The organism is Rhodoluna sp. (genome assembly GCF_024639375.1).
Lineage (GTDB): Bacteria > Actinomycetota > Actinomycetes > Actinomycetales > Microbacteriaceae > Rhodoluna.
Genome location: NZ_JAHEIM010000012.1, coordinates 41455 through 62767, shown reverse-complemented (window position 1 = coordinate 62767; position 21313 = coordinate 41455). Strand labels below are relative to the sequence as shown.

Genomic DNA, 21313 nt, shown 5'->3' with positions numbered 1-21313 from the left:
AGCATTAATCGCCTGAGTCGAAAGAGTTGGTGAGTCGGTTCGCATATAAGTAATGTGACCTTCTTGATACAGCGACTGCGCGGTATCCATGGTCTGCTTTGCCGACATGCGCAATTTGCGTGAAGCCTCTTGCTGCAGTGTTGAAGTAGTGAAAGGTGCAGCCGGGCGACGTGTGCTCGGCTTAGCTTCAACCGAAGAAACTTCGATTTTTGCACTACCCGAGCGAACTGCCTCGGCAAGTTTTTCGGCCTCGGCGGCACTCAGCAAGATTACGTCGCTGGTTAGCATGCCGGTGTCGTCAAAGTTTTGACCGGTAGCAATGCGCTTACCACCGATGCTCTGCAGCTTGGCAACAAACTGTGGTTCACCAGCAGCCTGTGGGTCAAAGGTTGCTTCAACGTCGTGATAGCTAGCCGAAACAAAAGCCATGCGCTCGCGCTCACGCTCTACCACCAAGCGCATTGCCGGTGACTGCACGCGACCGGCGCTAAGGCCACGGTTGATCTTGCGCCAAAGCACCGGAGAAATCTCGTAGCCATACAGGCGGTCAACAACGCGACGGGTCTCTTGAGCCTGAACTAGGTTGTCGTCAACCGCACGAGTGTGCTCAAGCGCCGATTGAATTGCCTCTTTAGTAATCTCGTGAAACACCATGCGCTTCACTGGAACTTTTGGCTTCAAGACCTGAAGTAGGTGCCATGCGATGGCCTCACCCTCGCGGTCTTCATCGGTTGCGAGATAGAGCTCCTCGGCGCCAACCAAGGCTTTCTTCAAATCGGTGACGGTTTTGTTCTTTCCGGCCGAGATTGCGTAATACGGTTCAAAATCGTTTTCGATATCAATCGAGAATTTAGCCAGCGAGCCCTTTTTCTTATCGGCTGGCAAGTCTTTAGGGTCGACCAGATCACGGATGTGGCCAATCGATGCCAAAACCGTGTAGTCGTTGCCGAGGAACTTAGAGATCGTCTTGGCCTTTGCAGGTGACTCAACGATGACCAGTTTGTGGCTTGCAGCCAATGGCACTCCTTTATATCGGGGGTCAAGCGCCTAGCTTGGCCCCGCGTGGGCTGTTGCGGTTAGAACTATACCGAGCCCATTTAAACGGGTCGAAATGAATACTTCGAATTTGACAATACGACACCTGTCAAGTTGAAGCCTATATAAGGAGGCTAACCTCTGGGCTTCGGCACATGGAAACCCGGTATTTAGGCCCCTCAGGGCGTCGGTGGCCGCCAAAGCGATGGATTCGGTCTGAGCCTGAAGTCTGGCCTGCTGCAAAAGGTTGAAAGCAAACAGGTTGGCCAAGCTGAAGGCTCCCACCGAAGCCGCCATAAGCCCAAACACCAGCACGGTGCCGGCGCCCCTCTGGTCACCCAGCAGACGCGCCGCTAGAGTCCTAATTTTCTGGCGCATTGCACCTCACTCAACTCAAGTGTCTTACCCGGCAAACTCGGGAGGCTAAAACCGCGGGTCAATCTGGCGCAAATTAAGTCGGCTTTGGTTTCTAGCATCAAACTTGCAGACCCAGCCAAGGCCGCGGCAAGTTGGTTCACTGATTCTGCCGACTCGGTTCGGGCAATTGCTCGCGCAATGGTTGCCGCGTTTGAAACCAACTTGAGGCGTTCGATCTGAAGGCCAAAAGCCGCGATTGTGATGGTTAGCACCATGGCCACCGCGGGGAGTGCAACTGCTAACTCAGCAGTGACCGAACCTTGATCGCTAGAAAGCTTGAACTTCACAAACCTGCCGCAGGGTCAACTGCCGCTGCCTCGCCATTTGGGTTGGTAAAACTCAAAGCGCTCTTCACCAGATCAAACAGGATTGTTCTGACTTCGTCGCTGCGCATGATCACTACGAGCAAGCCGGCAAACCCAACGGCAGCCATAGTGGCAATTGCATACTCGGCTGTTGCGGCACCGGTTTCGTCGCGCAATTTTTGTAGCATTTCTTCTCCTTCTATTTATTGGTTAGCAAACTGATGGCAATGGGCACAATTGAAAGCAAAACAAAGGCGGGCAAAACAGCCAGCCCAAGAGGAATCATCAGACTCACCGAAAGTTTTGCCAACCGATTGGCGGTGTGGTTGTTTTGCGCTTCTCTGAGTCGATCGGCATTGGCGATCAACAAAGGTGCGATTGCTGCACCACTTTGCGAACTTAGGTCAATGGCCTTTTGTAATTCGTCGATTGATTCTTGATCAACTTGGTCAAAGTGCTGAGCAAAACTTTGCTTGGCAATCAACACAGCCTGCTGCACATTGAGGCCCGCGTTGAGCGCCACCGCCACTGCGTCTAAAAAAGCACCGGCATCTGATTGCTCGGGCACAGCTTTGGCCAACATTGAGTTGCTCCACACTCGCCCGCCATAAAGCAATGCGCCACCAATCAACACCGAGGCAAACGCTACAGGTGTTGTGAAAATTGCTCTGACCGGATTCATGCCCAGCAACTGCGCGGCCAGCAAGGCCAACACCGGCAAGGCCATCACCAGCTTTGCTGTAGCTTTTGGTGCGGCAAAGGCAACCTGCGCTTGCTGGTGCTGCTTGAACCTATGAGTCATAACGTTGGCCAGTCGATCTAATGAAGCCGCAATTGGCCCACCGGTTTTTACGCAGATGTCAAAGATTAGGTCGATGTGTTTTAACTCGGCCGCTGAAACTTGATCTAGTTGCTCTTGCACAAGTTGCCTTGCTTTGATTGCCGGCAACCCAGCACCAACCAACGCCGAAAGTTGTCGCACTACATCACTCATGAACGACCACCTCGAGCAACCCGTTGCGCGCTCTCTGAAATTTGGCAATCGAAATTAGACAGCGCGAGTCAACAAACAAAACCCAGTCGAGTGCGCTCGAAACCAACTCAGCTAGTTCGGCTCGCCCTAAACCGGCTTGGTGCGCTATCAGGTTCAACCGCGAAACCACATGCGGCAGACTGTTGGCGTGAATTGTTGCACCTGCACCCGAGTGACCGGTGTTCAGAGCCTGAAGCATGGTGACTAACTCAACACCGCGCACTTCACCAACCGCAATTCGATCTGGCCGCATTCGCAACGCTTCGCGCACCAATCGCTCGAGAGTTATTTCGCCCTTGCCTTCAACATTTGGCTGCCTGGTTTGCATGGCAACAAAATGACCCGCCGCCAGTTGCAATTCGGCAACGTCTTCGAGAGCGATGATTCGGTCGTTTGCACATTCGCCCAACATTGCGCGCAGCAAAGTGGTTTTGCCACTGCCGGTTGGGCCAGCAATCAAAAAGTTTTGCTTGGCTGCAACGATGGATTGCAGCAACTGCAATTGTTGAGAATCGAACATGCCAAAATCGCATAACTGCCGAAGCCCAAATTGGCGCTCGATGTGACTACGAATTGAAATGTGGGTTGCCGGGTTGCAATCTGAAGCGAGGCTGGCATGAAACCGAACGGCCCCAATGGCAACGTCGGCAAAGGGATTGGCTTGGTCGAGGTGTCGGCCACCGGCCGCAATGGTTGCCTGGGCCAACTGGGCCAGCTCTTGTTCTGATTCAAACGGGCTTTGGATGCGAACCATGCCGGCCCCACCACGCTGCAGCCACACCTCAGTGCAGCCGTTGACCAAGACATCGGTCACGCCTGGCTGGCTCAGCAGACCAGCCAGCTTTGGGCCCAATTCTTCAGGAATCACCCCACCAGCGTGCGGCAGTCATCCGAGGATTATTGAAAACCCAGGCAATCTGTGGAAAACCAGCCGACTAGATGCCCAGTTAAATTAGGGGGCCCCAAGCCCTGGGGGAGGGATTGGGGCCAGGCGATACCAAATTTGGGGGAAACTGGTATCGCAGGTCGGTAAAAAACCGACGCATTAAGAATAAACAACAATTTGGCAAAATCCTTCCTTTTCGCGAAAAAAAATAAATAGAAATGTTTTCTTTATGGCAAGATTTAGCAGACTGCCTATTTTGGAGGACGATGATGTCTGCGGATCACGAAATTGAAAACCTGCTTCACGAAGACCGCCATTTTGCCCCAGATTCGGAGTTTGCCCGCCAGGCCATAGCCCAGCCGGCGCTCTATCAGCAGGCTCAAGCAGACCGCCTATCTTTCTGGGCCAACCAGGCCAAAGAGCTGCACTGGCACAAACCCTTCACTCAGGTTCTCGACTGGACCAATCCCCCATTCGCCCGTTGGTTTCACGACGGCGAAATCAACATCTCTTATAACTGCCTCGACCGCCACGTTGAGGCCGGCAATGGCGACCGCGTAGCGCTTTACTTTGAAGGCGAGCCTGGCGACAGCCGCGAAGTCACCTATGCCGAGCTCACCCGTCAGGTAAAAAAGGCAGCCAACGTGCTCACCGAGTTGGGCGTCAAAGCCGGCGACCGTGTGGCAATTTATATGCCGATGATTCCCGAGGCCATTGTGGCCATGCAAGCCGTTGCTCGCATCGGTGCCGTGCACTCAGTTATCTTTGGTGGCTTCTCTGCCGAATCACTAAGCACACGCATCGAAGACGCCCAGGCAAAACTTGTTATCACCGCGGATGGCGGCTACCGCAAGGGCAAGGCAAGTGCACTTAAGCCAGCTGTTGACGAAGCACTCAGCGGCGGCAAGTGCGCCTCGGTAAAAAATGTTTTGGTTGTGAAGCGAACCAACCAAGATGTTGCCTGGGTTGAAGGTCGTGACATCGATTGGTCACTCGCACTAGGCGAAGCAAGCGACGAACACGTTGCTCAGCCATTTCACGCAGAGCACCCGCTTTTCATTCTTTACACCTCTGGCACCACCGGCAAGCCAAAAGGCATTTTGCACACCACCGGTGGTTACCTAACCCAAGCCGCTTACACACACAAAAATGTTTTCGACCTTCACGCCGAACAAGACGTTTACTGGTGCACCGCCGACATCGGTTGGATCACCGGCCACAGCTATGTTGCCTACGGCCCGCTAGCCAACGGGGCATCCCAAGTAATTTATGAAGGCACACCAGAAACACCTGACTGGGGTCGCTGGTGGAGCATCGTGCAAAAGTACGGCGTCTCAATTTTGTACACCGCACCAACTGCAATTCGTTCGTTTATGAAGATGGGCAGCCAGTTTCCGAACCAATACAACCTCAGCACCATTCGCGTTCTTGGTTCGGTTGGTGAACCAATTAACCCAGAAGCGTGGATGTGGTACCGCAAGGTTATTGGAGGCGGGCATGCTCCGATTGTTGACACCTGGTGGCAGACCGAAACCGGCGCAATCATGATCTCACCACTGCCGGGCATCACAACTTTGAAGCCTGGTTCGGCACAGTTGCCGCTGCCGGGTATCGAATTGAAAATCTTGGATGACGACGGCAACGTGCTTGGCAATGGTCACGCTGGATTGCTGACCATCACCGAACCTTGGCCGTCAATGCTTCGCGGAATCTGGGGCGACCCGGAGCGATTCCAAGACACCTACTGGTCGAAGTTCGACGGCATTTACTTTGCCGGTGACGGCGCCAAGTTCGACGAGGACGGCGACCTTTGGTTGCTCGGCCGCGTTGACGATGTGATGAACGTCTCGGGGCACCGCCTATCGACCGCCGAAATCGAATCGGCTTTGGTGTCACACCCGTTTGTTGCCGAGGCAGCCGTAGTTGGCGCTAAGGATGAAACCACCGGCCAGGCCGTTGTGGCATTTGTGATTTTGCGTCAGAGTCAGCTGGAATCAGTTGGTTCTGATGCAGACGTTAGCAAGATCTTGCGTGATCACGTGACCAAGGAAATTGGCCCAATCGCAAGACCGCGCACCATCATGGTGGTTGGTGAATTGCCAAAGACTCGATCGGGCAAAATCATGCGCCGCTTGTTGCGCGATGTTGCCGAAGATCGCCCGGTTGGCGACGTGACCACCTTGGCTGATACCTCGGTGATGGATATCATTAGCGGCAAAATTGCCGGTGGCGCGAGCGACTAACATTAATGCTGGAAACCCCCGAGTCTTCTCTCTCTAGACTCGGGGGTTTCCTTTTAAAGCTGAAGTTTTGTTAGTTGAACTCCGCGATGATTTCGACCTCAACGGCTGAGTCAAGTGGCAATGAAGCCACTCCAACGGCCGAACGAGCGTGAATGCCCAAGTCTCCAAAAACCTTACTCAAGAACTCGCTAGCGCCGTTTATAACCGCAGGCTGGCCGGTAAATTCTGGAGCCGAAGCCACGAAGCCAACAACCTTAACAATGCGGGTCACTCGGTCTAGGTTGCCAATTTCGCCCTTCAAAGCAGCAAGCGCGTTCAAAGCGCAAATCTGAGCCAACTCTTTAGCGCGAATAGGGTCCACCAGGCCAACGCCCTCGCCCACCTTGCCGGCTGCCGGCAACTTGCCATCAACAAATGGCAACTGACCAGAGGTGAAGCAAAGGCTGCCGCTAGACACAGCTGGCACATAGGCAGCAACTGGCTTGGCAACTTCTGGCAGCGGGTGGCCAAGTTCAGCCATCAGGGTTTCAATTCTTGACATTTAGGTCTCCTTAAGCGGCGATTTGGCGCTTAAAGAAGGCTACAAGACCGCCCTCGGGGCCGGTCACGATTTGCACTAATTCCCAACCTTCTGACCCCCAGTTATTCAAAATTGCGGTCTCGCGGTGCAATAGCAAAGGGGTTGTGATGTACTCCCACTTAATCATTTACAGAATCCTCTCAGGGGTTGTCAGGTAACCTAGAGTTTATGTCTCGTTCGCCCCGCAAGCCCGAAACCCTTACGGGCGGCATCCTTAAATACACCGGATTATCAGCACTAGCAGGCGTAGTTGGCCTCGCGCTTTTGGCTCCGATTGCCCTTGTGGGTGGCTTTGCCGCATCCGCTGGAATCACAATTTTTGAGAACCTGCCAGATTACATTCGCCCGGTAAACGCATCCCAAGCTTCAACACTTTATGGCAACGCAGACGGCAAGCCAGTTGAGGTTGCATCTTTCTATCACGAGAACCGAATCTCGATTGATTACAACCAAATGTCACCAAATATTCGCAATGCAGTGGTGGCCACCGAAGACCCTCGATTCTTTGAGCACGGCGGTGTGGACTGGGTTTCATTGATTCGTGCCGGTATTACCAGCGCGGCATCTTTGGGAAATGGCCCTGGTGGTTCTACCATCACCATGCAATATGTGAAGAACTCATTGGTTGAGGCTGCAAACCTCAGTGGCGACAAGCAGGCCATGGCCGATGCAACCGCGGTGAGCATTGACCGCAAGCTTCGCGAAATTCGTTTGGCGATGGCTCTAGAGGGCGTTGCAACAAAGCAGGAGATTTTGGCTGGTTACCTGAACCTTTCGTTCTTTGGAAACCAGATCAACGGCATCGAAGCTGCCTCGAACTACTACTTCGGCAAGAAGGCCAGCGAGCTAGACATTCCTGAGGCAGCGTTGCTTGCTGGAATGTTGAAGTCACCAAATGACTACAAGCCAGATGACCCTGCCAACCTTGACCGCGCCAAGGGCCGCCGCGACTACGTGATTAACAACATGCAAGACGCCGGCTACATCACTGGCGAACAGGCATCGGCCGCAAAGGCAACGCCAATCACTGTGCACCTAACCCACACTCCAAGCGGTTGTGAAGCAAATCAGACCACAGCCTTCTTTTGTGACTATGTGGTTTGGACAGTGCGCAACAACAGCGAATTCGGTGCCACCCCTGAAGACCGCGAAAACTTGCTTCGCCGTGGTGGTCTTGAGATTTACAGCACCATGGACATGAAGGTGCAGGCAGCAGCGCACAAGGCTGAAATGACCTGGGCGCCGGCAGATGCACCAAGTCAAATCGGTAGCGCAAGCGTTTCGGTTCAGGTTGGCACCGGCCGCGTATTGGCAATGGCCCAGAACCGAATCTTTGACCAGACCTCAAGCAAAGAACTGGGCCACACTTCGGTGAACTATGCAACCGACCGTGACTACGGTGGTTCTTCTGGCTTCCAAACTGGTTCGACTTATAAGGTCTTCACCTTGGCACAGTGGTTAACCAACGGATTCCACCTGATGGATCACGTTGACGGCCGCGTGCAGGAGTGGGATGCATCACAGTTCTCATCTCGTTGTGGTGGAATCGTTGGCACTTGGAAGCCAAACAACATTGTGAAAGAACCCGAAGACCTAAACGTGGTTCAGGCAACTTCGATGTCGGTGAACACCGCATTCGCTGCGATGGCAAGCCAACTAGACCTTTGCGATATTCGCGACACCGCGATGCGTTTTGGCATTCACCGTGCCGACGGAACCGAGCTGCAGTATGTGCCAGCTTCGATCATTGGCACCAACGAACTTGCGCCGATCACCATGGCCGCTGCAATGGCCGGCATATCAAACCACGGCGTTTACTGTTCACCAATTGCCATCGACAAGGTAATTGTTCGCAGCACCCAAAAAGAATTGATCGCACCTAAGAGCCTTTGCTCTCCAGCGGTTACTCCTGAGGTTGCCGCCGGCATGACCTATGCAATGCAACGCGTAATTTCTGGCGGAACCGGTGGCGCATCTAACACTGGCGATGGCACTCCCCTGGCCGGTAAAACCGGAACCACAGACTCTGGTGTTCACACCTGGATGACTGGTTTCTCAAGCTCGGTTGCAACCGCAACCTGGGTTGGCAACGTAGTTGGCAATAAGTCGCTATCTGGCTTGCTGTTGAACAACAAGGCTGCCAACACCGTGCGTCACGATATTTGGCGAACCATCATGAAGACCGCCAACAAACTTTACCCAGGCACCGCGTTCACTCAGCCACCTCAGAGCATGATTGACGCCACCATGATCACCATTCCAAACGCAGCTGGTCAAGCTCCAGATGCTGCGGTTGAGCTGATCAAATCTTCAGACCTAAACGCCAAAGTAATCACTTCACGCGTTGCTTCATCGATGCCAGCCGGCAGCGTTGCTCGCACCTCACCTGCTGTGGGAACCGTTGTGCCTCGCGGTTCACAGATTCGCATTCTGATTTCTAAGGGTGGCAAGGTTGGGGTGCCAGATGTTGCAGGCATGACTGTTGAAGCTGCGAAGTCAACATTGTTGGCAGCCGGCTTCTCGGCAGTGAGTGAACCTCAGCCATCGCAAACACAGTTCTTTGTGAAGTCACCAACCGTGCCAAAGGGCAAGGTTGTGGGCACTGACCCAGCAGCCGGCACTCCAGCCGCATCTGCTGGTGCAATTCTGTTGATCATCAGCACCGGCCCATAATCATGCAGTGGCTGTGGGTTGTTGTTGCACTTGCAGCGGCCGCGGCCGTTTGGGGCATTGGCGTTGAGCGACACCTTTATGTAATTCGTCGTGCCACGGTGAAACTACTGCCAAAGGGTTCACCTTCAATTACCGTTTTGCACATTGGCGACATTCACATGGCCCCATGGCAAAAACGCAAACAGCGCTTCATCAAAAAACTTGGTGAGCTGCGCCCCGACCTAGTGATAAACACCGGAGACAACCTTGGGCATGGTGAAGCAATTGCACCAGTGCTTTCTGCGCTTGGCCCGCTGATGCAAAATGCTGGTGTTTTTGTAAACGGCTCTAACGATTACTTTGCACCGGTGTTGCGCAACCCACTCGGCTACTTAGCCAAACCATCTGAACGCAGTGAAGGCCCCGCCCTCGACACAGCGAGATTAGTGAGTTCATTTCGTGCAGCCGGTTGGTTGAACCTAAATAACCGCGAGGGGCAAATCACCATCAACGGTGTGAAGTTTGGTTTTATTGGCGTGGATGATGCACACGATGGCCTTGATGATTTGCAAACCTTGCCCGCGCAGGCAAACCGAGTTGCCGACGCACAAGTAGTTATTGGGGTTAGCCATGCGCCCTACATGCGCGTGCTCGAGGCTATGAGCAAGGCCGGTGCAGCAATGGTCTTTGCCGGCCACACTCACGGTGGTCAAGTTTGTTTGCCTCTGATTGGCGCGCTAACCACGAATTGCGATTTGCCAAATAAAAATGCCAAGGGTCTTAGCGGATGGAATTTTGGTGGCAAAGACATGTTGCTAAATGTTGTTGCCGGTCTGGGCCACTCGATTTACGCGCCAGTGCGTTTCTTCTGCCGCCCAGAAGTGCGACTCATCACACTAGAAGCGCGCGACTAAAAAACTTCGGATGCCTTATGGGTGCAAAGACCAGGTCTGCCGGCCAAGGGCCATCCACTGACCTGATTCGTTGTCGCAGCGCGCTGTGATGTCTTGCACGTAGCAAGAAAACGGTGGCACATTGATGCGGCTGCCAGAAGGCAACACTTGCGATTGGCTTGGGTCTTGGAATTGACCGGTGGCACATACGAATTCAGCGGTTGCGCCCGAGGCTGGGGTTGTTGACCAAAGTCGAAGCTGGTAGCCATAGCTGCCGCTGCAATCAGCTGGCGCAGGAATTGGCGCATAAACCGCAGTCGCTTCGTTTTGCTCACAGATGATTTGATTCATGTCGGTTGCGATAGTGCACCAAGCTGGGCCATCGCCAACCTTGAATGAATACCATCCGAAGCCGTCGCTATAGGTCTCTGGGTCAACATCAGCAATAGTTGCAGGTGCCTGAGTAGGCACGAGCGACTGATCTGGTGTTGGGGTTGGCAAAGCTGTTGGCGAGCCGCCATCAGCAGCCGGAACAGCGCATCCCCCGAGGCTGATGACTAGACCCAAGCCAACAATTGCGGCTAGTAGTCGAGACATAGTCAAAGGTTATCTTGAAAGCTTCTAAAACTCGCGAGCAACAAGCTCGGCAATTTCATAAGTGTTTAGCGCTGCACCCTTGCGAAGGTTGTCACCAACCACAAACAACTCGATGCTGTTTGTGAAGTCGAGCGACTGACGAATGCGGCCAACAAATGTTGGGTCCTGACCAACCACCATGTTTGGAGTTGGGTACTTGTGGTTTGCTGGGTCATCGACAACCTTGATGGTTGGCTGAGCCTCAAGCACCGCGCGCACTTCATCCGGGGTCAATGGGTTTGCAAAGGTTGCGTGCACGGTAAGTGAGTGCGCAACTTGAACTGGAACGCGAACACAGCTGGCAGCAACCTTTAGGTCGGCAATGCCAAGAATCTTGCGAGACTCGTCGCGAACCTTTAGTTCTTCAGAAGTGTGACCGCCAGCCTTTAGTGAACCGGCGAATGGAATTACGTTGAGTGCAATTGGGTGAGCCCAAGGTGACTCTGAAAGGTCGTTGCCGGCTGCACCCAATGCGGTGCGCACGTCGTCGGTGGCTAGGCCTGAGTTTGGAGCAGTCTTGCCAAGAGCTTCGATCTCGCGAGATAGCTCGTCGATGCCGGCAGCACCTGCACCTGAAACAGCCTGGTAGCTAGAAACAACAAGTTCCTTTAGGTTCCACTTTGAGTGCAGCGCGCCCATGGCAGCCATCATGGTCAAGGTGGTGCAGTTTGGGTTTGAGATGATGCCTAGCGGACGGTTCTTTGCCTGCTCTGGGTTTACCTCTGGCACCACTAGTGGCACCTGGTCGTTCATGCGGAACGCGCCTGAGTTGTCAACGGCAACTGCGCCACGCTCTGCAGCGATTGGTGCCCAAACTTCTGAAACCTCGTCTGGTACGTCGAACATTGCAATGTCGATGCCGTCGAATGCCTCTGGTGAGAGTGCAACCACGGTGCGCTCTTCGCCGTGAACCAAAATCTTCTTTCCAGCCGAACGAGGGCTAGCAATCAAACGAATTTCGCCCCAGATGTTTGGGCGTGAGTTGATGATGCCAATCATCACGGTGCCAACGGCTCCGGTTGCTCCAACAAGGGCGAGGTTTGGCTTAGCCATTTGGTTCTCCTGACTCGAGGTAAAGATTGGTAAAAGTTTTTAGCGACCGGTGCCGGCGTAGACGACGGCTTCGATGTCGGTGTCTAGACCGAATGCGGTGTGCACTGCACGAGCTGCAGCGTCAACCTGATCATCGCTGGTGATTACCGAGATGCGAATTTCAGAGGTTGAAATCATTTCGATGTTGATGCCAGCTTCGGCAAGTGCGCGGAACATGGTTGCCGAAACACCAGAGTGAGTGCGCATGCCTGCGCCAACTACTGAAAGCTTGCCAATCTCTTCATCGATTTCAACTACGCGGTATCCCATGCGGTCTTTTGCTGCCTCAAGTGCAGCGGCAACCTTCTTGGTGTCGCTCTTAGGCAGCGTGAAACCGATGTCGCTAACCGCGTCAGTGACATCCGAGCCGGTTGGTGTGTTTTGAACGATCATGTCGATGTTGGCACCTGCGTCGGCAACGATGGTGAATAGCTCGGCTGCCTTACCAGGAACATCTGGAATGCCGATAACCATAATCTTGGTCTGGCCCTTGTCGATAGCTACGCCTGAAACGACTGACTCTTCCATTCCTGCTCCTGTTTTTTTCGAGTAAACGATTGTGCCTGGGTCGGTGCTAAAAGTTGAACGAACGCGAAGGTCAACGTTGTGACGGCGAGCAAACTCAACCGCACGAATGTGCAAGATCTTGGCGCCAGCAGCAGCAAGTTCAAGCATTGATTCGATGTCGATAGCATCAAGCTTCTTGGCTGCCTTGATTACGCGTGGGTCTGAGGTGTAAACGCCATCGACGTCTGAATAGATTTCGCAAAGGTCTGCGTTTAGGCCAGCGGCTAGCGCCACCGCTGTGGTGTCTGAGCCACCGCGACCTAGTGTGGTCACGTCTTTTGAGTCTCGGTTGAAGCCCTGAAAACCGGCAACGATGGCAATGTTGCCGGCGTCAACTGATTCGCGAATGCGGGCTGGGCTAACCTCGGCGATGCGGGCATTGCCGTGCACGTTGTCGGTTGCGATGCCGGCCTGTGAACCGGTGAAAGATTGAGATTGGCCACCCTGTGCGTTGATTGCCAGAGCCAGAAGCGACATTGAGATGCGCTCGCCCGAGGTGAGCAACATGTCTAGCTCGCGAGGGCTTCTGGCTGGGTCCTCGGCCACTGAGTTGGCTAGGTCTAGCAGCTCATCTGTGGTGTCGCCCATTGCTGAAACCACAACCACAACCTGGTTGCCGGCTTTTTGAGTTTCGATTACTCGGCGTGCTACGTGCTTGATCTTGTCGGCGTCTCCAACAGACGAACCGCCAAACTTTTGCACAATCAGAGCCAAGACCGTATCTCCTTGAAATTTCGCCGATATTGCGGGCAAATTGCCACGCGAAGTCTAAAGTCTACTTCACTTGAGTTCGGCCGGCAAAGGCTCGGCCGAGGGTAACTTCGTCGGCATATTCCAAGTCGCCACCAACTGGCAAGCCCGATGCCAAACGACTCACGTTGATGCCAAGCGGGCTGAGCATGCGAGACAAATATGTGGCCGTTGCTTCACCCTCGAGGTTCGGGTCGGTGGCAATAATCACTTCTTGAATGTCTGGGTCGGCCAAACGGGTCATCAATTCTTTGATGCGCAACTGGTCTGGGCCGATGCCTTCGATTGGGCTGATTGCTCCGCCAAGCACGTGGTACAAACCGCGGAACTCACGAGTGCGTTCGATAGCCTGCACATCTTTCGACTCTTCGACCACACATATAAGGGTGCGGTTGCGGCGAGTATCGCGACAGATATTGCACTGGTTTTCTTCGGTGACATTGCCGCAGATTTCGCAAAAGCGCACGCGCTCTTTAACCTCGGCTAGCACCTGGGCCAACTTGGTGGCCTGGTCGTCATCGGTTTGCAGCAAATAAAAAGCAATGCGCTGCGCCGACTTTGGGCCAATGCCCGGCAAGCGACCCAACTCGTCGATGAGCTCTTGAACTACGCCTTCGTACATCACTTGCCGTTCTTGTCGGCAATAGGCTCGGCGCCCAACATCTCACGCAATAGCGATTCGCCATAGCGAGCCGATTCGTCGACCATGCTCGAATTGCGTGACTTGGTTTCTGGTTCGGCCGGTGCTTCTGGTGCAGGTGCTTCTTCTGCTTCGGATGCCTGCGGCTCAGGTTCTGCAACTGGAACGACAGGTGCAACCGGAGCTGCAGGTGCAACCACCGCAATTGGCGTGGTCACGGCCGCAGGTTCAGCTGGAGCATCAACCTGCGCCTTGAACTTAACCTGCACGCCGAGTGCATCGAAGATCGCCTTGCGCAAAACTTCACTCGAGCCTGCTGAGTTCTTGAAGCTGTCTAGATCTTTTTGGTTCAAAAACTTGAGCGTCAAAACATCACCGGTGAAATCAATCACGGTTAGTGAGAATGCAATCATCCAAACGGGCTTCGACGCTTTGTTTACCGCGGTCAAAATGTTTGGCCAGGCATCGCGAAGTTGCGCAGTGGTGACTGAGCCAATCGAAGTTGCAACTGGTGTTGCAACAACTGGTGCCGCTGCCACAGGAGCACTGGCAACCGGCGCACTAGCTGGCACCGCTGCAACGGGCGCCGCTGCCGGTGCAGCCGCGGCCACAGGAGCCGAAGCATCCGGGGTGCCAGCAACACCAATGCGGCGTTCAAGTCTTTCAATTCGAGCCAATGAACCAACTTCGGTTTGATCGCTCGATGGAACCAACACTTTGGCAACCATGAGCTCTAGGTGCAGGCGAGGGTTAGTTGCGCCAGTCATTTCGGTTAGCGCATCGTTTACGGTTTCGGCTGCGTGAGTTAGTTCGGCAATTCCATAGCGAGCAGCCTGGGTTGCCATTTTGTCTAGTTCGTCGGCGGCAACTCCGCGCAAAACATTCTTTGCGCCATCGCCAACCGAGGCAATCACAATCAAGTCACGCAAGCGCTCAAGCAGATCTTCAACAAAGCGACGCGGGTCCTGGCCACTCTGAATTACTTTGTCAACGCTGGCAAAAACCTCAGCCGCACTCTTGGCAGCAAGTGCATCAACAACTTCGTCAAGCAAGTTTGCGTGAGTGAAACCAAGCAGTGCAGCCGCGCGCTCATAAACAACTTTGCCGCCTTCGCTGCCGGCAATTAGTTGATCAAGCAAAGACAAAGAGTCACGAACCGAACCGCCACCCGAGCGCACCACCAGCGACAACACACCTGGTTCAATTTCAACACCTTCGGATTTGCAGAGCTGCTCAAGGTATTCGAGCATCTGAGCCGGTGGCACCAAACGGAATGGGTAGTGGTGAGTGCGCGAACGAATGGTGCCAATAACTTTGTCTGGCTCTGTGGTAGCAAAGATGAATTTCACGTGGGCAGGTGGCTCTTCAACAATTTTTAGCAACGCATTGAAACCCTGTGGGGTAACCATGTGGGCCTCATCCAAGATGAAAATCTTGAAACGATCACGAGCAGGTGCAAAGATCGCACGCTCTCGCAAGTCACGCGCATCATCAACACCGTTGTGCGAAGCCGCGTCAATTTCAACAACATCAAGTGAGCCGCCGCCATCCCTAGAAAGCTCAATGCAACTTGGGCACTTGCCACAAGGAGTGTCGGTTGGGCCTTCGGCGCAGTTTAGGCAACGAGCCAAGATGCGAGCCGAGGTAGTTTTGCCGCAGCCGCGCGGGCCCGAGAACAAATAGGCGTGGTTTACGCGGTCGGTGCGCAGGGCGGTCATCAGAGGCGCGGTTACCTGAGACTGGCCGATTAGTTCGGCAAAAGTTTCAGGGCGATAGCGACGATATAGAGCGGTGACCACGAATAGAGCCTACCCTTTGGGGCTGACTGCCCCGGATAAATGAAAGACTCCCCGCGCACCCATCAGAGCCCAGTTACCCTTGCTATCTTTCGATCCTGGGGGAGTTAGCCGAGGTGACGCCACGCGGGGAGCCATGGACAAGTTTATATGTGCGTTAGCAACGGGCCTATCGCCTTGTTAGCCTGATGTAATGACAAAGACGCCACGAATTGGACTCTGGTTTGCCGGAGCTTCTGTAATTTTCTTCACTCGCGCATTTCTTTTTTCTAGCTGGGTAAGCCGTGGCCCCGAGGTGCAGCAAGCACTTCACATCAACACCGCCCAGATGGGCTTGCTATCGATGCTCTACCCCGCCGGTGGTCTAGCGGGCATTCTTTTTGCCGGCGCTTTGGTGCACCGCTTCGGTTCGCGCAACGTCAACACGACCATAGCCATCGTGGCGGCAACATCCCTAGGGCTTTTAGGTTTTGCAGTTGACTCTGGCAACTTTTTGACCGCCAGCATTTGCCTCTTCTTCATGGGACTGCCGATGGCTCTAAACGATTTCATTGGCAACATGGAAGGCTCGGCTGTCGATAAAGCGTCGAAGCGTTCACTGTTCCCAGCAATTCACGGTTCTTTTGGTGTGGGCATGTTGTTGGCCGCATCGATTGCGAGCTACTTGATCGCGCAAAAAGTTTCGATTACTACCTCATTCTTCATGGCGGCAATCTTGATCGGCGTGCTCGCGGTCGCGGCAGGTTTCGCTTTTCCAGAGCACAAAGCCCCAGATGTCAGCGACGCAACCAAAGCCAAGAACAAGCGCCAGGCGCTTGCGGTTTGGGGCGAGAAGCGCAGCTTGATTTTGGCAGTGCTCGGTTTCTCATTCATCATGGCCGAGATGACCGCTGGCACTTGGATGCCGATTGCTCTAACCAACGGCGGCTACAGCGGTGCTGAAGCTGCATCTGCTTTTGGTGTCTTCTGGATTGTGATTACCATCGCTCGTTTGATTGGTGGGTTCATTGTTGATCTCATCGGTCGCTTTCGCACTGTTTTGTTTTCTGCAATTTTCACCGTTGCCGGAATCTTGATTTTCATGACAAGCGAAATGACAGGCCTGCAGATGCTTGGCATTTGCATCTGGGGTCTAGGAATTTCTCTCGGGTTCCCGCTGGTGGTTTCGTCAATGGGTGACGATGTGGCCATGGCATCACCGCGTGTGAACATGATCATCACCGTGGTTTACATCTCGAGCATTACGGTTGGCCCAGCTCTTGGTGCCTTGGGTCAGGCCACCAGCATATACGTTGCCTTTGGTATTCCGTTGGTGATGATGGTGATCACGGCTATCTTCAGTGGTGCCACCAAACCCTTAGTTATCAAGAAATAAATTGCCTACGATGCCTGAGCAACTGGTGATGACTTTCAAACTCGACGCCAAGCGCATTGATGGCGAGGGGTCGGTAGTGCATGCCAAAGATGTTGAACTTGTGATTGACACAAGCATGGCTGGCAGGGTCGACGCTTTGAATCCCGTTGAGCTTTTGCTTGCAGCTTTAGCGGCATGCATGCTCAAGGGCATTGAACGCATCAGCCCCACGCTGCCATTTGCATATGCCGGTGCCGAAGTTTCACTTACCGCTCATCGCCCCGAACAAGAAGCTCGAATCACTGACATCACTTATGTTTTGCGCGTGGCGACCGATGAGCCAGATGCTCGCCTAGAACTGCTGCACAAAAACTTGCAGAAATTCGGCACGATCTACAACACCGTGAAAGCGGGCACTGCCCTTAGCGGCGTAATCGAACGCCTCGGATAGGCCTTCGGCGGCTAAACTCGTAGGGTTCCATGGAGAATTCGCCTAGTGGCCTATGGCGCCAGCTTGGAAAGTTGGTTGGGTGCAAGCCCTCATGGGTTCGAATCCCATATTCTCCGCGCTCTTCGAAAGAAGACGTTCACTAATGAGACAGTGAGAAAGCCCCAGAGAAATCTGGGGCTTTTGTCTTGGCCATCTCACATACGAATTTTCCCCAAGCTAAGCGGAATGAAAACCGCATCCGTAGCCTTATAAGCAAGGGGTAATAAATCGTTGCCACGGAGGGATAGCAGTGAGCACAGCAACCAACAGCTTTGAGCCGCGCCAAGCCATCGAGGGCCTATTGGGCTACGTGAAAGACATGGCTACTTCTACCGTGAACCGCGGATTCAAGGCACAACCAGACGAAGAGCGCGTCGAGGCAGCCGTTCTGGCAGCTCTAGAAGCCGGCTCAAAAACAGCCACTCAGATTGTTAAGGCAATCAGCTTGGCAGCGGGTGGCACTTGGGCACCCTCAGATGGCCAGGTGAGCAAGTCACTCACCAAACTCGCAGAAGCCGAAAAGGTCTTGGTGAAAACTAAGGGCGATCGCAAAACCTACACACTTACCAAATTGGGCGAAGAGGCTCTTGCAGCCGCTCAAGAAAAAATGGGCGAAGCTAAGGCAGCTCCCGCAGCCAAAAAGTCGATGGACTTTAACTGGCTTTCTTGTGAGCCAACATTTTTGAAGGCTGCATCTAAATTGCCACCGGTACTTGCTGACATTGCACAAACAGCAACTCGCGAGCAGCAAGCCAAGGCAGCGGCAATTCTTGATCAGGCTCGGCACGACCTTCACACTGTTCTTGCAGAAAAATAAAAGCCAGCCGAAAGGCAAAGCACTCAAAGCCAGATACCGGCGCATTCTGCGGTTTGCCGCCCTGGCTTTAGCAAATGCCTGGTGGTTCGAAATTGTGTTGCCACGCTTTGGCTTGAAAAAATTTAGCGCCCGCGGCCGCACCAAAAGATTGCAGATTCAAGCAAGGGCTTTTCACGATTTAGCTGCTGACCTCGGCGGTTTGATGGTGAAGGTGGGCCAGTTTTTGTCGGCGAGGCTCGATGTTTTGCCTGAAGAAATCACCAAGGAACTTTCGGGCCTTCAGGATGAAGTTGCCCCCGAATCTTTCGAGAGCATTCTGCAGGTAATTGAACATGAACTTGCCATGGGGCCATTGACGGCATTTGCTGAAATAACACCTGAGCCGATCGCAGCCGCATCGCTGGGTCAGGCCTACAAAGCAAAACTCTCTGCAGGGCTAGCCGCCGATCTTGGCATAAGCGATGTTGTGATCAAGGTACTCAGACCAGGCATTGAAGAAATTGTCGAGGTCGACCTGAAGGCCTTGACCAAAGTTGGTGTTTGGTTATCTCGAGTCAAGCTGGTTTCTAAACGAACTGATGCTCCTGCACTGGTTGAAGAATTTGCCGAGATCACTCTGCAAGAAATCAACTATCTGCATGAGGCTGAGAACCTAGAACGTTTTGCTTCGGATTTTGAGAATGATGCACGCATTCAAACTCCAAATGTGATTTGGGAGCGAAGTGCAAGTCGGGTGCTTACCCTCACCGACGTGACGGCGATAAAAATATCCGATGTTGATTCATTAGTTGAAGCCGGGATAAACCCGAACGCGGTGGCCGCCGAACTTGCCCGAGCAACTTTTGAACAGTTCTTCGTGACTGGCTTCTTTCATGCCGACCCACACCCGGGCAACATCTTTGTCACCAAGATGCCAGATGGCTCCCCCGCTGACTTCACACTCACCTATATCGACTTTGGCATGATGGGCGAGGTTAGCCCTGAGGTGCGCGCTGGGCTTCAGAAATTTCTGTTTGCGGTTGCCTCGCGAGATGCACGTGCCTGGGTTGCCGCTTGCGAGGATCTTGGTGTGCTGCTGCCAACAGCTGACACTTTGCTGCTCGAGGATGCGGTGTTTAAGCTCTTCAACCGATTTGGCGGGGTTCGCGTTGGCGAGCTAATCAAAACTGACCCTAAAGAACTGCGCGAATTTGCCCTTGAATTCAGCGAGCTTATTCGCACCCTACCTTTTCAACTTCCAAAAGATTTTCTCTTTTTGATCAGGGCTCTCTCGCTGCTATCTGGAGTGACAAGCTCACTCAACCGAGAGTTCAACATTTGGGACGCCATTGATCCATTTGCACGCTCTTTGCTGAATGGCTCGGGCTCTGGCGCGCTAAACCGAGTTGGCAAAGACCTACTTGCGAATTTGGCAACACTCAGTCGACTGCCCGGCCGCGTCGACAGCATCCTCAGCCGAATTGAACGAGGCGACCTGGTTATTCGCAACCCAGAGCTGGAACGACGGATGAGAATTTTGGACTCAAGCGTTCGCCGTGCCAGTTCAGCATTCATATTCGCAGGGCTGTTCATAGCCGGAGTGCTGCTAGTGCCAAGCAACGAGTTCTTGGGATTCAGTGCACTTGGTGTTTCGGTGTTGCCTTTGCTCTACGCGCTCGGCGCGGGGCGCTTCACAAAATAGCTGCCTACCGCTTGGCATTTCAAAGACTTACAATTTGGGAATGATCTCTTCAATCTTCGTAAATCTGCCAGTTGCTAGCCTCAAGAAGTCAGTTGATTTCTTCACCGGTCTCGGTTTCAAGTTCAACGCGCAGTTCACCGACGAGACCTCAACCTGCATGATTGTGAACGACGCCGTTTATTTGATGCTGATTGAGCACGAAAAGTTTTCAAGCTTCATTGACAAGCCGATTGCCCCTTCAACCAGCACCGAGGCAATCTTGGCCTTTGCCTGCGAATCTGCGGATGAAGTGCGCGAACTTTCTGAGAAGGCGTTCGCCCTCGGAGCCCGCAAGGTGAACGAGCCACAAGACATGGGCTTTATGTTCAGCTGGGGATTCGAAGACCTAGATGGTCACCTTTGGGATTTGTTCTACATGAACCCAGAGCACGTTCAGTAATTCTTAGAGAAACCGAAAGAAAAAAGGCCCCGAATTATACGGGGCCTTTTTTGTAGGACTAACCAAACAGGTTGTTCCACGCCAGACTCAGCAGAAATAGCCCTGCACTTAGCAAGACAAATCCCAGGCCAAGACCGAACGGCGATCGCCAACCGTGCCAGCGTTCTTGATAATCAAAACGCTTTCTGGTCCAAGAATCCCGAAGCTCGACCCAATCGGTCATCTCCTGAACCTTGTCGTTCTTTTTTTCCTCGTTCATGTTTCTTCACTTTCTTCGATTTTCTGATTTGAGTGAAGCTAAATAATTAACACAAAAAGGCTTCTCAACAAGCCTAGGCGAAGCTAGCGCTTCAGTGCAGAGGCTCCAACTAAACCAAGGGCCATTCCCGCAATTTGTGCCGTAATAAATGGCAGCACCGATTCTGGGGCAATGCCGGCAAATGAGTCGCTGAAAATACGACCGAGGGTTACTGCCGGGTTCGCAAACGATGTTGACGAAGTGAAGAAGTAAGCCGAGCCAATCCAAGCGGCCACTGCGATTGGAATCAGTGTTTGCTTCTCGCGAGCGATGAAGGTGTAAATCACGATGATGAGCCCTGCGGTTGCCACCACCTCGCCAATCAATGTTCCGGCGGTAACTCGCTGATGAGTCGAAATTGAGATTGCAGCAGAATCAAACATCAGGTTTGCAAGCACCGCACCGGCAATGGCACCCGTGACCTGCGCGAATGTGTACCAAACAAATTTTGAGACTGACATCTCTTTACGAATCAATCCTGCAAGGCTTACCGCTGGGTTGAAGTGCGCGCCCGAAATTGGGCCGAGAACAAAAATCAGCAATGCCAAGGCAAAGATCGTAGAAACTGTGTTAATCAGCAAGGCAACACCAGCATCTTGCGACAAATTGGTGCCCATGATGCCTGAGCCAACCACAACACACACAAGTGCGGCGGTGCCAAAAAATTCGGCGATTACAGATTTCAAATTAGAGTTCACCTTTACAGTCT

21 protein-coding genes, 1 tRNA gene, 1 other RNA gene and 1 pseudogene are annotated in these 21313 nt (G+C 53.3%); 9 read left to right on the top strand and 15 right to left on the bottom strand.

What is annotated here, in order from left to right:
- From Q0L28_RS05470 to Q0L28_RS05450, 5 genes and pseudogenes are all read right to left on the bottom strand, one after another.
- On the bottom strand, positions 1–1017 hold a 1017-nt coding region (locus Q0L28_RS05470), incomplete at its 3' end, for a DNA topoisomerase (protein ID WP_296632674.1).
- 371 nt (positions 1018–1388) lie between these two features.
- Positions 1389–1739 carry a hypothetical protein gene (locus tag Q0L28_RS05465; RefSeq protein WP_296632671.1) on the bottom strand — a complete coding sequence of 117 codons (351 nt, stop codon included), beginning with the start codon at positions 1737–1739 and terminating at the stop codon, positions 1389–1391.
- Positions 1736–1927, bottom strand: a pseudogene (locus tag Q0L28_RS05460) (DUF4244 domain-containing protein); the annotation flags it as partial. The pseudogene Q0L28_RS05460 and the gene Q0L28_RS05465, both read right to left, overlap by 4 nt.
- Before the next feature lie 29 nt (positions 1928–1956).
- The gene (locus Q0L28_RS05455) at positions 1957–2751 is read right to left on the bottom strand and encodes a hypothetical protein (RefSeq protein ID WP_296632669.1); all 795 of its coding nucleotides are present in this window, start codon (positions 2749–2751) and stop codon (positions 1957–1959) included.
- Entirely contained in the window at positions 2744–3658 is a 915-nt protein-coding gene (locus Q0L28_RS05450) for an ATPase, T2SS/T4P/T4SS family (RefSeq protein ID WP_296632666.1), read from the bottom strand. Before Q0L28_RS05450 ends, Q0L28_RS05455 begins: the two co-directional genes overlap by 8 nt.
- Positions 3659–3945: 287 nt before the next feature.
- Here Q0L28_RS05450 and acs point away from each other — a divergent pair, with 287 nt between their 5' ends.
- Positions 3946–5919: an acetate--CoA ligase gene (acs, locus tag Q0L28_RS05445; protein WP_296632680.1), complete on the top strand. Its 1974-nt coding sequence runs from the start codon at positions 3946–3948 to the stop codon at positions 5917–5919.
- Positions 5920–5989: 70 nt separating this feature from the next.
- Here acs and Q0L28_RS05440 read toward each other — a convergent pair whose 3' ends face one another.
- A complete protein-coding gene (locus tag Q0L28_RS05440) occupies positions 5990–6460 on the bottom strand; it encodes a RidA family protein (RefSeq protein WP_296632663.1) in 471 nt (156 codons plus the stop codon).
- Positions 6461–6470: 10 nt separating this feature from the next.
- Complete coding sequence (locus Q0L28_RS05435) at positions 6471–6626, bottom strand: DUF4177 domain-containing protein (RefSeq protein ID WP_296632660.1); 156 nt, start codon at positions 6624–6626, stop codon at positions 6471–6473.
- A gap of 41 nt (positions 6627–6667) precedes the next feature.
- On the opposite strand from Q0L28_RS05435, the gene Q0L28_RS05430 reads away from it, so the two are divergent.
- Positions 6668–9172, top strand: coding sequence for a transglycosylase domain-containing protein (locus tag Q0L28_RS05430; protein WP_296632658.1), 2505 nt, complete (start codon positions 6668–6670; stop codon positions 9170–9172).
- Between the two features lie 2 nt (positions 9173–9174).
- Entirely contained in the window at positions 9175–10065 is an 891-nt protein-coding gene (locus tag Q0L28_RS05425) for a metallophosphoesterase (RefSeq protein WP_296632654.1), read from the top strand.
- Positions 10066–10080: 15 nt separating this feature from the next.
- Here Q0L28_RS05425 and Q0L28_RS05420 read toward each other — a convergent pair whose 3' ends face one another.
- The 6 genes from Q0L28_RS05420 to ffs all read right to left on the bottom strand — a co-directional run bounded on the left by Q0L28_RS05420 (position 10081) and on the right by ffs (position 15664).
- On the bottom strand, positions 10081–10641 hold the full coding sequence (locus Q0L28_RS05420) for a hypothetical protein (protein ID WP_296632651.1): 561 nt from the start codon (positions 10639–10641) through the stop codon (positions 10081–10083).
- Between the two features lie 24 nt (positions 10642–10665).
- Positions 10666–11733, bottom strand: coding sequence for an aspartate-semialdehyde dehydrogenase (locus Q0L28_RS05415; RefSeq protein ID WP_296632648.1), 1068 nt, complete (start codon positions 11731–11733; stop codon positions 10666–10668).
- A 39-nt stretch (positions 11734–11772) separates the two neighbouring features.
- Positions 11773–13053, bottom strand: a complete 1281-nt coding sequence (locus tag Q0L28_RS05410; RefSeq protein ID WP_296632646.1) for an aspartate kinase — start codon at positions 13051–13053, stop codon at positions 11773–11775.
- Between the two features lie 61 nt (positions 13054–13114).
- Positions 13115–13711: a recombination mediator RecR gene (gene recR / locus Q0L28_RS05405; RefSeq protein ID WP_296632645.1), complete on the bottom strand. Its 597-nt coding sequence runs from the start codon at positions 13709–13711 to the stop codon at positions 13115–13117.
- Positions 13711–15528 (bottom strand): DNA polymerase III subunit gamma and tau, encoded by a 1818-nt coding sequence (locus Q0L28_RS05400; RefSeq protein ID WP_296632642.1) that lies wholly within the window; start codon positions 15526–15528, stop codon positions 13711–13713. Before Q0L28_RS05400 ends, recR begins: the two co-directional genes overlap by 1 nt.
- A 39-nt stretch (positions 15529–15567) precedes the next feature.
- Positions 15568–15664, bottom strand: an RNA gene (ffs, locus tag Q0L28_RS05395) — signal recognition particle sRNA small type.
- A gap of 54 nt (positions 15665–15718) precedes the next feature.
- Between ffs and Q0L28_RS05390 the strand changes: the two genes are divergently transcribed.
- The 6 genes from Q0L28_RS05390 to Q0L28_RS05365 all read left to right on the top strand — a co-directional run bounded on the left by Q0L28_RS05390 (position 15719) and on the right by Q0L28_RS05365 (position 20306).
- Positions 15719–16900 carry an MFS transporter gene (locus tag Q0L28_RS05390; protein WP_296632640.1) on the top strand — a complete coding sequence of 394 codons (1182 nt, stop codon included), beginning with the start codon at positions 15719–15721 and terminating at the stop codon, positions 16898–16900.
- Positions 16901–16910: 10 nt separating this feature from the next.
- The gene (locus tag Q0L28_RS05385) at positions 16911–17330 is read left to right on the top strand and encodes an OsmC family protein (protein ID WP_296632636.1); all 420 of its coding nucleotides are present in this window, start codon (positions 16911–16913) and stop codon (positions 17328–17330) included.
- Between the two features lie 31 nt (positions 17331–17361).
- Positions 17362–17446 (top strand) — tRNA-Ser (locus tag Q0L28_RS05380).
- A gap of 173 nt (positions 17447–17619) precedes the next feature.
- Positions 17620–18186 (top strand): PadR family transcriptional regulator, encoded by a 567-nt coding sequence (locus Q0L28_RS05375; protein WP_296632634.1) that lies wholly within the window; start codon positions 17620–17622, stop codon positions 18184–18186.
- Positions 18173–19867, top strand: a complete 1695-nt coding sequence (locus tag Q0L28_RS05370) for an AarF/UbiB family protein (RefSeq protein ID WP_296632631.1) — start codon at positions 18173–18175, stop codon at positions 19865–19867. Before Q0L28_RS05375 ends, Q0L28_RS05370 begins: the two co-directional genes overlap by 14 nt.
- Before the next feature lie 40 nt (positions 19868–19907).
- Positions 19908–20306, top strand: coding sequence for a VOC family protein (locus Q0L28_RS05365; RefSeq protein WP_296632629.1), 399 nt, complete (start codon positions 19908–19910; stop codon positions 20304–20306).
- A gap of 58 nt (positions 20307–20364) precedes the next feature.
- Here the strand turns inward: Q0L28_RS05365 and Q0L28_RS05360 are convergent, their stop codons facing one another.
- Both Q0L28_RS05360 and Q0L28_RS05355 read right to left on the bottom strand, forming a co-directional pair.
- A complete protein-coding gene (locus Q0L28_RS05360; RefSeq protein WP_296632626.1) occupies positions 20365–20565 on the bottom strand; it encodes a hypothetical protein in 201 nt (66 codons plus the stop codon).
- 83 nt (positions 20566–20648) lie between these two features.
- Positions 20649–21302, bottom strand: coding sequence for an MIP/aquaporin family protein (locus Q0L28_RS05355; RefSeq protein ID WP_296632623.1), 654 nt, complete (start codon positions 21300–21302; stop codon positions 20649–20651).
- Positions 21303–21313 lie beyond the last annotated feature (11 nt).